This window comes from Candidatus Kosakonia sp. 282A-S69 (assembly GCF_029433855.1).
In the GTDB taxonomy this organism is placed as follows: Bacteria; Pseudomonadota; Gammaproteobacteria; order Enterobacterales; family Enterobacteriaceae; genus Kosakonia; species Kosakonia cowanii_A.
Window position 1 is genome coordinate 2,386,960 of sequence record NZ_JAROAU010000003.1, and the last position, 13,094, is coordinate 2,400,053.

13 protein-coding genes are annotated in these 13,094 nt (G+C 57.1%); 2 read left to right on the plus strand and 11 right to left on the minus strand.

Annotated features, from left to right (window positions below):
- Positions 1-94: 94 nt before the first annotated feature.
- From rlmC to ybjM, 10 genes are all read right to left on the minus strand, one after another.
- Positions 95-1,222, minus strand: a complete 1,128-nt coding sequence (gene rlmC / locus PU683_RS16980) for a 23S rRNA (uracil(747)-C(5))-methyltransferase RlmC (RefSeq protein ID WP_277173520.1) — start codon at positions 1,220-1,222, stop codon at positions 95-97.
- 42 nt (positions 1,223-1,264) lie between these two features.
- The gene (locus PU683_RS16985; protein ID WP_277173522.1) at positions 1,265-1,741 is read right to left on the minus strand and encodes a YbjO family protein; all 477 of its coding nucleotides are present in this window, start codon (positions 1,739-1,741) and stop codon (positions 1,265-1,267) included.
- A 66-nt stretch (positions 1,742-1,807) separates the two neighbouring features.
- Positions 1,808-2,653, minus strand: a complete 846-nt coding sequence (gene potI, locus PU683_RS16990) for a putrescine ABC transporter permease PotI (RefSeq protein ID WP_277173524.1) — start codon at positions 2,651-2,653, stop codon at positions 1,808-1,810.
- Positions 2,650-3,603, minus strand: coding sequence for a putrescine ABC transporter permease PotH (potH, locus tag PU683_RS16995; RefSeq protein WP_277173526.1), 954 nt, complete (start codon positions 3,601-3,603; stop codon positions 2,650-2,652). Before potH ends, potI begins: the two co-directional genes overlap by 4 nt.
- Positions 3,604-3,612: 9 nt before the next feature.
- Positions 3,613-4,746 (minus strand): putrescine ABC transporter ATP-binding subunit PotG, encoded by a 1,134-nt coding sequence (gene potG / locus PU683_RS17000; RefSeq protein ID WP_277174320.1) that lies wholly within the window; start codon positions 4,744-4,746, stop codon positions 3,613-3,615.
- Between the two features lie 139 nt (positions 4,747-4,885).
- Entirely contained in the window at positions 4,886-5,998 is a 1,113-nt protein-coding gene (gene potF / locus PU683_RS17005) for a spermidine/putrescine ABC transporter substrate-binding protein PotF (protein ID WP_124968921.1), read from the minus strand.
- A 349-nt stretch (positions 5,999-6,347) separates the two neighbouring features.
- Positions 6,348-6,830: a type III secretion system chaperone family protein gene (locus PU683_RS17010; protein WP_277173528.1), complete on the minus strand. Its 483-nt coding sequence runs from the start codon at positions 6,828-6,830 to the stop codon at positions 6,348-6,350.
- 85 nt (positions 6,831-6,915) lie between these two features.
- Positions 6,916-7,818 carry a 30S ribosomal protein S6--L-glutamate ligase gene (gene rimK, locus PU683_RS17015; protein WP_277173530.1) on the minus strand — a complete coding sequence of 301 codons (903 nt, stop codon included), beginning with the start codon at positions 7,816-7,818 and terminating at the stop codon, positions 6,916-6,918.
- Between the two features lie 73 nt (positions 7,819-7,891).
- Complete coding sequence (gene nfsA, locus PU683_RS17020) at positions 7,892-8,614, minus strand: oxygen-insensitive NADPH nitroreductase (RefSeq protein WP_277173532.1); 723 nt, start codon at positions 8,612-8,614, stop codon at positions 7,892-7,894.
- An 84-nt stretch (positions 8,615-8,698) separates the two neighbouring features.
- Positions 8,699-9,070, minus strand: a complete 372-nt coding sequence (ybjM, locus tag PU683_RS17025) for an inner membrane protein YbjM (protein ID WP_277173534.1) — start codon at positions 9,068-9,070, stop codon at positions 8,699-8,701.
- 280 nt (positions 9,071-9,350) lie between these two features.
- Between ybjM and PU683_RS17030 the strand changes: the two genes are divergently transcribed.
- The gene (locus PU683_RS17030) at positions 9,351-11,036 is read left to right on the plus strand and encodes an aspartate:alanine antiporter (RefSeq protein WP_277173536.1); all 1,686 of its coding nucleotides are present in this window, start codon (positions 9,351-9,353) and stop codon (positions 11,034-11,036) included.
- A 186-nt stretch (positions 11,037-11,222) separates the two neighbouring features.
- Here PU683_RS17030 and PU683_RS17035 read toward each other — a convergent pair whose 3' ends face one another.
- On the minus strand, positions 11,223-11,687 hold the full coding sequence (locus PU683_RS17035; RefSeq protein ID WP_277173538.1) for a hypothetical protein: 465 nt from the start codon (positions 11,685-11,687) through the stop codon (positions 11,223-11,225).
- 192 nt (positions 11,688-11,879) lie between these two features.
- Here PU683_RS17035 and PU683_RS17040 point away from each other — a divergent pair, with 192 nt between their 5' ends.
- Positions 11,880-13,082 carry an MFS transporter gene (locus tag PU683_RS17040; protein WP_277173540.1) on the plus strand — a complete coding sequence of 401 codons (1,203 nt, stop codon included), beginning with the start codon at positions 11,880-11,882 and terminating at the stop codon, positions 13,080-13,082.
- Positions 13,083-13,094: the final 12 nt, after the last annotated feature.

Here is a 13,094-nt window from a genome sequence, read left to right on the forward strand (position 1 = left end):
CGCGTCTCTTTGGGCTTAAGCCTGGTACAAAAAACGCGCCTGTGGGGAAAAAAGTCAGTATTTCGTCATGCCAAATGGCGTTTAAGCGGGAGAATTAACGCCTGATAAGCAGCGTAAGCACTTCATAATGGGCAGTATGCGGAAACATATCAAACAGTTGCACGCGCGCGACGCGATAATCCGCAAGGGCGGCAAAGTCCTTCGCCATCGTCTGCGCATTGCAGCTGGAGTAGATGATCCACGGCGGCGCCATGCGGCTCAGGTAGGCACACAGCTCTGCGCCAATACCACGCCGGGGCGGGTTGACCAGCACCAGATCCGGCGCCGACTCTTGCGCGGTGGCGAAACGGGTGGAATCGAGCGCCTGAAAATGGAGGTTGTGCAGCCCCAGCGCCTCAGCGGATTGGGTCGCACAGGCGATCGCTTCGGGCGCGATCTCAATCCCGGTCAACTTCATCTCCGGCGTGGCACAGTGCAGGCCAAAGCCGCCGACGCCACAGAAGAGATCCCACATGTGGCTGACCGGGAGCTGGCGCACCCAGTCGCGCGCCGTGGCGTAGAGCTGGCTGGCGACTGCCGGGTTGGTCTGAAAAAAGCTCAGCGGGCGGATAGCGAGCGGTACGCCGTTAAAGTTCTCCGCCAGCGCCTGCTGGTCGGTGAGAAAGATCTCCTTCTCCCCCTCCATGATTGCCATATGCACCGGCTGGATATTTACCGAGATCACCTTCAGTTGCGGCAGCTGCGCCTGCAGCGCTGGCAGCGCGGCGCGCAGCTGCTCAACTTTCGCCTCAGAGCGCAGCACAAAACGCAGCATCATGCCGCCATCGAGCTGGCTTTCGGTCAACAGGAGGTATTTCAGTTCACCGCGTTTGCGCGCCACGTTATAGGGCGTTAACCCGGCGCGGGCGATAAAGGGTTTCAGGGCGGCAAATACCGGGGCGAAGGTCTCAGGATAGAGCGGGCAGGCGGTAAGATCTTCCGGCGTACCGTCGCGGTGTAGCATGCCGAGCAGCGGTTTTTCAACGCTGCCGCTGACCACCATTTTGGCTTTATTACGAAAGCCCTGCTCCGGGCCGCTCACCGGATCGCACCATGACTCCACCGCAAAAGGGGCAAGCAGCGCGCGCAGATGATCCATCTTCGCGGAGAGTTGCAACGGGAGGGGCTGGTCGATCCACTCACAGGAGCGGCAGCGACCAGCATCGAAGAGAGTGCACTGCATAGATAAAGCCTTTCAATTTGCGGGGGCGGGATTGTACCACCGTTATTGCAGACGGAAAAAGCGTCGGCTCGGCGTCGGCACAAAGAGCAGGAACAGCACCAGCAGATCGGGCAGCTTTTGCATCATCAGGGAGTGGAAGATCTCCCGCCGCGAACTGCCAGCGATGCTGAAGAGTTCCGGGTAGCCATAGCCCAGTGAGGCGGCCCACAAGTAAGCGGTCGAGGTGAGTTGCGTCAACAGATAGAGCCAGCGCGCCCAGCGCCGCCCTTTCACCACCGAGAAGGCGCAGAGGATCTCGATAAAGACCAGCATCAGGCTGCCCAGGAAAATGAGCGTCAGGCTCCAGGTCTGGGCGCTGCGGTGCACAAAGTCGAGCAGCCCGCGCCAGCCAAGCAGGTTCATGATCATCAGCACGTCGACACAACGAATCGTAATGATGGCGATAGCCGCCACCTGAACCAGCGCCGGTACGTTCAACGTCGCATGATGCGTGGTTTTGTTGAAGAACCCCAATTCCATGATTTCCCTGTGAAAAATGCCGCGCAAGCGCGGCATCAACGACACAATTTGCAGATTCTAATGAGTTCAGCCCTGTCTTGCACGCTGGATATCACGCTGGCGCTGCTTTTCCGCTCTCGCCATCAGGAACCAGGCGATAAGACCGACAATCCCCACCACACCGAGAATAATCGACGCCAGGGCGTTGATCTCCGGGTTGACCCCCATGCGTACGCTGGAGAAGACCAGCATCGGCAGCGTCGTCGCACCGGGACCCGAGACAAAACTGGCGATCACCAGGTCATCCAGCGACAGGGTAAAGGCCAGCAGCCAGCCGGAGACAATCGCCGGCATGATCATCGGCAGCGTGATGACAAAGAAGACCTTCAGCGGTGTTGCGCCCAGATCCATCGCCGCCTCTTCAATCGAGCGATCCAGCTCACGCAGCCGCGAGGAGATTACCACCGCCACATAGGCGGTACAGAAGGTAACGTGCGCCAGCCAGATGGTGAGCATGCCGCGATCCGCCGGCCAGCCAATGGCGTGCGCCAGGGCAACAAACAGCAGCAGCAGCGACAGGCCGGTGATCACATCCGGCATCACCAGCGGCGCGGTGATCATAAAAGCGAAGCCGTTAGCGCCGCGAAAGCGGCCAAAGCGCACCATCACCACCGCCGCAATGGTGCCCAGGATCACCGCCATCGTCGCTGCACAGGCGGCAATCGTCAGGCTCAAGCCCACCGCGCTCATCATCGCGTCATCGTGAAACAGCTCGCTGTACCAGCGCGTTGACCACCCTGCCCACACCGTTACCAGCTTCGAGCTGTTAAAAGAGTAGACCACCAGCATCAACATCGGGGCATAAAGAAAGGTGAAGCCAATCACCAGGATCAGGATGCGCCAGGGCGAACGCACTACCGGTAAATTGTTCATGCCTGCTCCCCCGTCTGTTTCTGCTGATGTTTGTGGAACCACATGATCGGCACAATCAACAGCAGCAACATGATCACCGCTACCGCCGAGGCCACCGGCCAGTCGCGGTTGTTAAAGAACTCCTGCCACAGTACGCGGCCAATCATGATGCTATCCGGCCCGCCGAGCAGTTCCGGGATGACAAACTCACCCACCGCGGGAATAAACACCAGCATCGAACCGGCGATAATCCCCCCTTTGGTCAGCGGCACGATGACGCTGAAGAAGGTTTTCAGCGGACGCGCGCCGAGATCGAGGGACGCTTCCACCAGCGAGTAGTCGATACGCGTCAGCGCGGTGTAGATCGGCAGCACCATAAAGGGCAGATAGGCATACACAATGCCGATATAGACCGCAAGATTGGTATGCAGAATGGTCAGCGGCTGATCGATAACCCCCAGCCAGAGCAGAAAGTTGTTCAGCACGCCGTTGTTTTTCAGGATCCCCATCCAGGCGTAGACGCGGATCAGAAACGAGGTCCACGACGGCAGAATCACCAGCAGCAGCAGGATATTACGCGTCGACGGCTTACTGTGCGCCACCGCCCACGCCAGCGGGTAGCCAAGCAGTAAACAGCAGATTGTCGAAATGCCCGCAACCTGCAGCGACTGCAAATAAGCCTCGATATAGAGGGGATCGTCGGTCAGTTGCAGGAAGTTGCCGAGATTAAGCGTAATCGTTAGCTGCCCGTCGGCCCACTCCAGCAGATCGGTATAGGGTGGGATTTGACGCGCCATCTCCGCAAGGCTGATTTTGAAGACGATCAAAAACGGCAGCAGAAACAGCAGCATCAGCCAGATATAGGGCAGCGCAATCACCAGCTTGCGCCCGTGGCGCATTTGCAGGCGCGCCAGCCACAGTCTTAAACCGCCCGGTTTTGTTACGCGGGCCGGTGGCTCGAGTGTACTCATCGCCGCTCCTTAAACCGTCAGAACCACACAACTGTCGGCATCCCAGCAGAGACGCACTTCATCGCCCCATGTTGGCGCGCCTTTGCGGTAGCGATGCGCGTTTTGCAGCTGGGCGCTGATCATCTGCCCGCTCTGCAACCGCACGTGATAAATCGACAGATCGCCAAGGTAAGCAATATGCACCACTTCGCCGACGGCAAAGTTGTAGCCATCAGCCGGCGGATCGTCGCACAGCATGATCTTCTCCGGGCGCAGCGCCACGTAGACCGGCACGTTATCCACCACCGAGGCATCGGGGTCGACTTTCAGCGGATGCACCAGTCCAGGCGATTCAATGACCAGGCCATCCTCCTGACGATCTTTTAGCAACCCTTCGAAGACATTGACCGAGCCGATAAACTCGGCGCTGTAGCGAGTGGTCGGATGCTCATAAATCTCTTCCGGCTCGCCAATCTGCACAAATTTGCCGCGGTTCATAATGGCGATACGCCCGGCCATGGTCATCGCCTCTTCCTGATCGTGGGTCACCATCACGCAGGTGACGCCGACGCGCTCAAGAATATCGACCACTTCCAGCTGCATGCGGTCGCGCAGTTTTTTATCCAGCGCGCCCATTGGCTCATCAAGCAGCAGGAGTTTCGGCCGTTTGGCGAGGCTGCGCGCCAGCGCCACACGCTGACGCTGACCGCCAGAGAGCTGGTGCGGTTTGCGTTTGGCATACTCGCTCATGTGCACCAGGTGCAGCATTTCGGCGACGCGGCTGGCGATCTCCGCTTTCGGCAGCTTGTCCTGCTTCAGGCCGAAAGCGATATTCTGCTCAACGGTCATGTGCGGGAAGAGCGCGTAGGACTGGAACATCATATTGATCGGGCGCAGGTAAGGCGGTACATGGGCCAGGTCGACGCCGTCGAGCATAATCTGCCCGTGGGTCGGCTGCTCAAAGCCTGCCAGCATGCGCAGCAGCGTCGATTTGCCACAGCCCGATGCGCCGAGCAGGGCAAAGATTTCGCCTTTGTAGATAGTCAGGCTGACATCATCCACGGCGTGCTGGCCGTCGAAGGATTTTGTCAGGTTACGGATCTCCAGCAGCGGCGTCAGAACCTTGCGGCTCTTCGTCTGCGGGCGGGGAATAGCGTCATTCACTGCGGTGCTCTCCGGCATAAGCATCACCCTGCTTCAACAGGTTGTCGTACAGATGACGGGACAGCAGGTGCGCCCGCTGTCCCGTTTTGGGGCGGCTGCACCGGCGCGGTGCAGCGCTTTCACCAGTCAGGTGATTGATTTATTTACCGCTTTTGACTTTCGTCCAGGCGCGGGTTCGTACGCGGTCGATTTTCGGCTCCTGCACTTTCAGGGTGAAGAGCTTGGCGAAGACATCCGGCGGCGGGAAGATCGCCGGGTTGTTACGCACCTCTTCGCTGATCAGCGGCACAGAAGCCTTGTTGCCGTTCGCGTAGTAGACGTGGTCGCTGATGTGCGCCATCACGTCCGGACGCATCAGGTAGTTGAGGAACTGGTAAGCTTCATCGGTATTTTTGGCATCTTTCGGCATGGCGAAGACGTCAAAGAAGGCCAGCGCCCCCTCCTTCGGAATGATGTAATTGATATTAACGCCGTTCTTCGCCTCTTTCGCACGGTTCGCTGCCTGCCAGACGTCGCCCGCCCAGCCAATGGCCACACAGATATCGCCGTTGGCGAGATCGTTAATGTATTGCGAAGAGTGGAAATAGCGGATGTTCGGACGCAGCTTCAGCAGCAGGTCTGTTGCCGGGCCGGTGTAATCATCTGCTTTGGTACTGTTGGGATCTTTGCCGAGGTAGTTCAGCACGGTGGCGAAAATCTCTTCCGGCGCATCAAGGAAGGAGACGCCGCAGCTCTTCAGCTTCTCGAGGTTTTCCGGTTTCAGCACGACATCCCAGCTATCGATCGGCACATCTTTGCCGAGCACCGCTTTCACTTTATCGACGTTATAGCCAATACCGGTGGTCGCCCACAGGTAGGGGAAAGCGTATTTGTTATCCGGGTCGTGTTTCGCGACCATCTTCAACACTTCCGGATCGAGGTTTTTCCAGTTCGGCAGCTTACTCTTATCGAGCGGCTGGAAGACGCCCGCCGACAGCTGGCGTTCAAGGAAACTGGCGGAAGGCACCACCAGATCGAAACCGGTGCTGCCGGCCATTAATTTGCCCTCCAGCACTTCGTTGGAGTCGAATACGTCGTAAACCACTTTAATGCCGGTCTCTTTCTCAAAATTCGCGACGGTGTCCGGCGCAATATAGTCAGACCAGTTATACACATGCAGCGTCTTTTGCCCGGCGGCGAGCGTGCTGGCTGAGAGAGCCATTAACGCACCCGCAACAAGACCCGATACCCATTTTTTTCTTGAGGCACTCATATCTCATTCCTTCTGGAAAGCTCGTTAAGCTACGAACTAAATCTACGCTTTCTGGGATATGCAAGATTCATGCATAGTTTGTCACTCTGCTCTGCGCCGGAGAGCAAAAGTGCTCCGGCAGACGCCGCATGCTTTTTAAAGCAGCGCAAGAATAACTGTAGCCAGGGTTTGAGGCTATAGGGCAGATAAAAAACCGCCTTTTATCAATTTTTTATGCAATAAGTCTCTATGGGATAAGCCAGAAGGCGAGGAATGGTGGTGAATCATTCTTTAAAGAAAGGTTAAAAGCAGAATAAAAGATGTGGCTACGCAGCCACCGTGGCAGCGGCTGCGCTAATCGAGGCAGGAATCAGTGAAGAAAATTGTTCGGCTCTTCGCCGCCAGCCAGCAGATCGTCCTCACCCGGCGTGAACAGCAGCTGGTGCGCGTTGGCTTCCATAATCACCATTGAGACCTGCTCTTCACTCTGGCGCATAAACCACGCGAACTGCTCAAAGGCGATGCCGGGACCGATGCTGAGCGTCTGACACACCACCAGCTTCGGCAGATTATCATCCTGCATATCGAGGAAGGCTTTGACGGTGAGAGAGCTGGCGTTGATCGCCGAGAGATCCGCCGCCAGCGCCAGCAGCGCGGAGGGTTTCACTTCTGCCATGGCGGTAAAGAGCAAGACATCATTGACCAGGTCGACTTTTGCATCGAACACGCCGTCAAAATTCTGCATATGCGGCAGGTGCAGCGCCTGGCAGGTGTCGCACTCAAAGAAGTTAATGCTGAGCTGATCAAGCCATTGGCGAAGCGTGTCCAGACCGGGGACGACCAGTGAATCCATAGAAAACGTGCTCTGTTGGGAAAAAAATTGCCCATAGCTTACGCAAAAAGCGGTTGCCGTACCATGCTCGGGGAGGAAAATCCTCCTAGCCGCCGGTTTTCAGGCAGAAGCCTGGCATCGCCTGGCGCTCGATCCAGTGGATCATTCGCCCGGCAATATCCAGCCCGGTGGCTTTTTCGATCCCTTCCAGCCCCGGCGAGGCGTTGACTTCCATCACCAGCGGGCCGCGGTTAGCGCGCAAAATATCGACCCCGGCAACATCCAGCCCGAGCGTATGCGCCGCTGCCAGCGCGATCTCCCGCTCGCGCGGCGTGATCTCGACTACGGTCGCCTGCCCGCCGCGGTGCAAATTGGAGCGGAAATCCCCCGCTTTCGCCCGGCGTTCAATCGCCGCCACCACTTCGTTGCCGATCACCAGACAGCGGATGTCGCACCCTTTCGCTTCCTCAATAAACTCCTGCACCAGAATATGGGCGTTGAGGCCGCGAAACGCGTCAATTACGCTCTCTGCCGCCTGGCGTGTCTCCGCCAGCACCACGCCGATCCCTTGAGTCCCCTCAACCAGCTTCACTACCAGCGGCGCGCCGCCGACCATATCGATCAGATCGCTGGTGTCATCGGGCGAGTGGGCAATGCCGGTAATCGGCAGATCGATCCCCTGGCGCGCCAGCAGTTGCAGGGAGCGCAGCTTGTCGCGGGCGCGGGTAATCGCCACCGATTCATTGAGCGGGTAGCTGCCGAGGATCTCAAACTGGCGCAGCGCGGCGGTGCCATAAAAGGTGATGGCCGAACCGATTCGCGGGATCACCGCATCAAAATGGGGAAGCTGGCGGCCTTTGTAGTGAATCGAGGAGGCGGCCGGGGTGATGTTCATATAACAGGAGAGTGGATCGAGGATCTCAATCTGGTGCCCACGCTGCACAGCGGCTTCACGCAGGCGTTTACAGGAGTAAAGCGTTCCATCCCGGGATAATACGGCTATTTTCACCCTGCACCTCACGCAGAAGACCAGTTAAAAGCCTGCGTATCATACACGCAGCGCGGGGCAGGATGAACGGGAATTAGCGCGTTGCCCAGCCCTGTTTATGCAAATAGTCGAGGATAAACGGACGGCTCTCTTTAATAATGGTGCGACGGATATGATCGCTCCAGTTATCGCGGCGTTTATTGCTGTCGCGCGTCATATAGTAGTGCTCCAGCTGGGCGTCATACTCTGCCAGTTTCTCTTTATCCAGCGGCTGGTAGTGGTTCTCATGCACCAGCATCGAAGCCGGCATACGCGGTTTGATATCCGGATTATCGGCAGGCCAGCCGAGGCAGAGGCCAAACAGCGGCAGCACCTGCTGCGGAATGCGCAGCAGTTCGCCGACCGCTTCGATATTGTTACGAATGCCGCCAATATAGACGCCGCCCAGCCCCAGCGACTCCGCCGCGGTAAAGGCGTTTTGCCCCATGATTGCCGTATCGACTACGCCGAGTAGCAGTTGCTCCGCCAGCCCCGGTTTCGCTTCCGGGCAGATCTCAAAGTTGCGGTGAAAATCGGCGCAGAAGATCCAGAACTCGGCCGCCTGCGCGATATGCGGCTGTCCGCCCGCTAACGTCACCAGCTTTTCGCGCATAGCGGGATCGGTGATGCGGATAATGGAGCTGCACTGCAAAAAGCTGGAGGTCGATGCCGCCTGTGCGCTGGCGATAATCGCCTCGCGCTGTGCGTCCGTAATCGGCTCATCGGTAAAGTGGCGAATGGAACGATGGGCGCACAGCAATTCAATAGTAGGTGTCATGTTGAATAATCCCCCAGTTAAACAAGTTGTTCAGTATAGGCTAAGCCGCTGCGCTCGTTGTAAGCGGAAGTTGCGAAGTTCTGATCAGATGCGCCTGCGGGCGCGCACAATGCGGTGAACGAAATCGCAGCCAAGGCCGCCGAGGCCGCACCAGAACATCGCGCTGAAGAGCCAGGCCACCTCCTGCCAGAAGGTGCGTACCGGGGTGAATAAAATATGAATCAAAATATAACAAAGGGGGGCTGCCAGCAGCGCGCCCACCAGCGGCACGATGGCACGACGACGACGGGAAACCAGGCCGCCAAGGATCCCCGGCAGGGTAAAGAGCAGCAAACCGGTCGCCGGAGCGCCAGGCGCGGGCAATTTGCCCTGCATATTCATTACCAGAGTAAGACAAATTGCGATAAAAAGGAGACCACAGCAGATAACGCCGAACCAACTACGCCTGTTCTTCAAACACGCCTCCTGACTTTTTCTCTATCGACGTTTACACCGTTTTAAAGAATGTCGGACGGATAAAGCGTTGCGGCAATTATTGCCTGAATGGCACCCGTGCAAACGGACGATTGTCACTAGCCGTTGTTATCCAATGAGATTAAACTAACGGCCAGTTTATGTTTTGTGCGGGGTGTCTGGTGTTGCACGGCTTTTATTCATCCGCCAGCGCATAGGCAAAACACTAGCTCAAATCACCATTTCTATCAACAGCTTACAAGTAAACAAGAAGTTAGACTCCGTGAATATAAACGTCGCAGATTTGTTAAATGGGAATTACATACTGTTATTGTTTGTGGTTCTGGCGCTTGGGCTTTGCCTTGGAAAATTACGACTGGGATCTATCCAACTGGGTAATTCCATTGGCGTTTTAGTCGTTTCTTTATTATTAGGCCAGCAACATTTCAGCATTAACACCGATGCCCTGAACCTCGGCTTTATGCTGTTTATTTTTTGCGTTGGCGTTGAAGCCGGACCTAACTTTTTCTCAATTTTTTTTCGCGACGGCAAGAATTATCTGATGCTGGCGCTGGTATTAGTCGGCAGCGCGCTGTTAATTGCGCTCGGTCTCGGCAAACTTTTTGGCTGGGATATCGGCTTGACCGCCGGGATGCTCGCCGGCTCGATGACCTCGACGCCGGTTCTGGTCGGTGCGGGTGACACACTGCGCCACACCGGCATGGAGAGCAGCCAGCTCGCCAGTGCGCTGGACAACCTCAGCCTCGGCTACGCCTTAACCTATCTGATTGGGCTGGTGAGCCTCATTTTCGGCGCGCGCTACTTACCAAAGCTGCAGCATCAGGATTTGCAGACCAGCGCCCAGCAGATCGCCCGTGAGCGCGGGCTGGATACCGATGCGCACCGTAAAGTCTACCTGCCGGTGATCCGCGCCTATCGCGTCGGGCCGGAGCTGGTGGCCTGGGCGGATGGCAAAAACCTGCGCGAGCTGGGGATCTACCGCCAGACCGGCTGCTACATCGAGCGTATTCGCCGCAACGGTATTCTCGCCAACCCGGACGGAGATGCGGTGTTGCAGATGGGTGATGAGATCTCACTGGTCGGCTACCCGGATGCCCACGCGCGGCTCGACCCGAGCTTCCGCAACGGTAAAGAGGTGTTCGACCGTGACCTGCTGGATATGCGCATCGTCACCGAAGAGGTGGTGGTGAAAAACCACAATGTGGTCGGCCGCCGCCTGGCGCAGCTGAAGCTGACCGATCACGGCTGCTTCCTCAACCGCGTGATCCGCAGCCAGATTGAGATGCCGATCGACGACAATATCGTGCTCAACAAAGGGGACGTGCTGCAGGTGAGCGGCGATGCGCGGCGCGTGAAAACCATCGCTGACCGCATCGGCTTTATCTCTATTCACAGCCAGGTGACCGACCTGCTCGCCTTCTGCGCCTTCTTTATTGTCGGCCTGATGATCGGCATGATCACCTTCCAGTTCAGTTCATTCAGCTTCGGCGTTGGTAATGCTGCCGGCCTGCTCTTTGCCGGTATCATGCTCGGCTTCCTGCGCGCGAACCATCCGACGTTTGGTTACATCCCGCAGGGCGCGCTGATGATGGTGAAAGAGTTCGGCCTGATGGTATTTATGGCCGGAGTCGGGTTAAGCGCCGGGAGCGGCATCGGCAATGGTCTTGGCGTTGTGGGCGGGCAGATGTTGATCGCCGGATTGCTTGTCAGCCTGGTGCCGGTGCTGATCTGCTTCCTGTTTGGCGCCTACGTGCTGAAAATGAACCGCGCCCTGCTCTTCGGCGCGATGATGGGCGCGCGCACCTGCGCACCGGCAATGGAGATCATCAGCGATACCGCGCGCAGCAATATTCCCGCGCTGGGCTATGCCGGTACCTACGCCATCGCTAACGTGCTGCTTACCCTTGCCGGGACATTGATCATCATTATCTGGCCGGGGCTCGGATAACTCCGAAGCTAAGAAATATTTCGCTTATAGGCAGAACTTTTTTATGGGGTGTCAGTCATAACTAGTGCCACTGCTTTTCTTTGATGTCCCCCGATTGTGGAGCCCATCAACCCCGCCGCTTAGGTTCAAGGTTGATGGGTTTTTTGTTGCCCATCACCCTGCATCTCTTTATTAAAGCCACTCTTTTCAAAAATTTATCCTGAACCAGAGCGCCCACAACACATAAGTTCCACCTATCAAAAAACCCCAACGATAGATTTTGACAATCCCTGACTGGTTGCGCAGGTAAAACTGCATGGGCTTACGGTGTAAATTGTCTGCATTATAAGTTTTATGAAAGTGAGTCATTCGCTCAACGCCTTTGCCGCTGAGCGCAATGAAAAAACTGAGCCCCATTATCGTCATCAGCACCATGTACACCTTAAGAAATAGCCTCATGCTCTCAAGTATCAGCAGGCTGGAGTGATGTTTAACCAGCACAACCCCGTGTTGGGTTAGCGCCATCGCGCCGATATTGAGCGCCAGATGCACCACAATAAATATCCCGAAGTATTTCGCATTCGTTTTAAAGGTGTTTTTAAGGGTGACCTTGAAGACCCACGCAAAGAGCGCCGCCGTTGACGCTAACCACATTACCGTGTTGATAATCATCCCTTATCTGCCTGTCTCGTGTTGCTTAGTTCATAAAAAAGGGCCTTAGCGACCCGAGAGGCGAACATCCTGCCACCAATAGCGCAGAGAGTGAAAAACTTTCTTATCTGCCCTTCTCTTCTGGCATAACAACGCCTGAGTGACGCAAAAAATGCTAGTGTTACTTCACCTTACTTTTTTTGATGTGAATCTATGACTGAAAACGCCTCCCGAAAAGCCCTGCGCCATCGCCTATGGGCGCTGTTCACCTTCTTTTTTCTCCCCGGATTATTAATGGCCTCATGGGCGTCGCGTACGCCGGCGATACGCGACGTTCTCTCAGTCTCGACAGCTGAAATGGGCGCGGTGCTGTTTGGTCTGTCGGTTGGGTCGATGAGCGGCATTCTCTCATCAGCATGGCTGGTGAAGCGTTTCGGGGCGCGCAAGGTGATCCGCGCCAGCATGTCCTTCTCGGTGCTCGGGATGGTGATTTTAAGTATCGCCCTGTGGTTCGCCTCACCGCTGCTCTTCGCCGTTGGTCTGGCCTGCTTTGGCGGCAGCCTGGGCGCGGGCGAAGTGGCGATGAATATCGAGGGCGCGGTGGTTGAGCAGGAGATGAACAAAACCGTGCTGCCGATGATGCACGGCTTTTACAGCCTGGGTACGCTGGTTGGCGCAGGGGTTGGGATGTCGTTAACCGCCCTCGGCATCAGCGCAAACCTGCACATTCTGCTGGCGGCGCTGGCGGCGATTGTGCCAATCATGCTGGCGATCTCCGCCGTGCCGGAGGGTACCGGGCAAAACAGCGCCGAAGAGCACGCCAGGCGTGAAAAAGGGATGCCCTTCTGGCGCGATACGCAGCTGCTGTTGATTGGCGTGGTGGTGCTGGCGATGGCGTTTGCTGAAGGCTCTGCCAATGACTGGTTGCCGCTGCTGATGGTGGATGGTCACGGCTTTAGCCCGACGTCCGGTTCGCTGATCTACACCGGTTTTACCCTCGGTATGACCACCGGACGCTTCTGCGGCGGGTGGTTTATTGACCGCTACAGCCGCGTCGCGGTAGTGCGTGCCAGCGCGATAATGGGCGCGCTGGGCATCGGCCTGATTATTTTTGTCGACAGCGCCTGGGTGGCGGGCTTCTCGGTCATTTTGTGGGGATTAGGCGCGTCGCTCGGCTTCCCGCTGACCATCTCGGCGGCCAGCGATACCGGGCCGGATGCCGCGACGCGCGTCAGCGTGGTGGCAACAACCGGGTACCTCGCCTTCCTCGTGGGCCCGCCGCTGCTCGGCTTCCTCGGCGAGCACTATGGATTGCGCAGCGCGATGCTGGTGGTGCTTGGCCTGGTGCTCATTGCCGCGCTGGTGGCGCGCGCGGTGGCAAAACCGGAACCGCAAGCACAGGCAGAACCCGGCTAACATTGGGGCGGC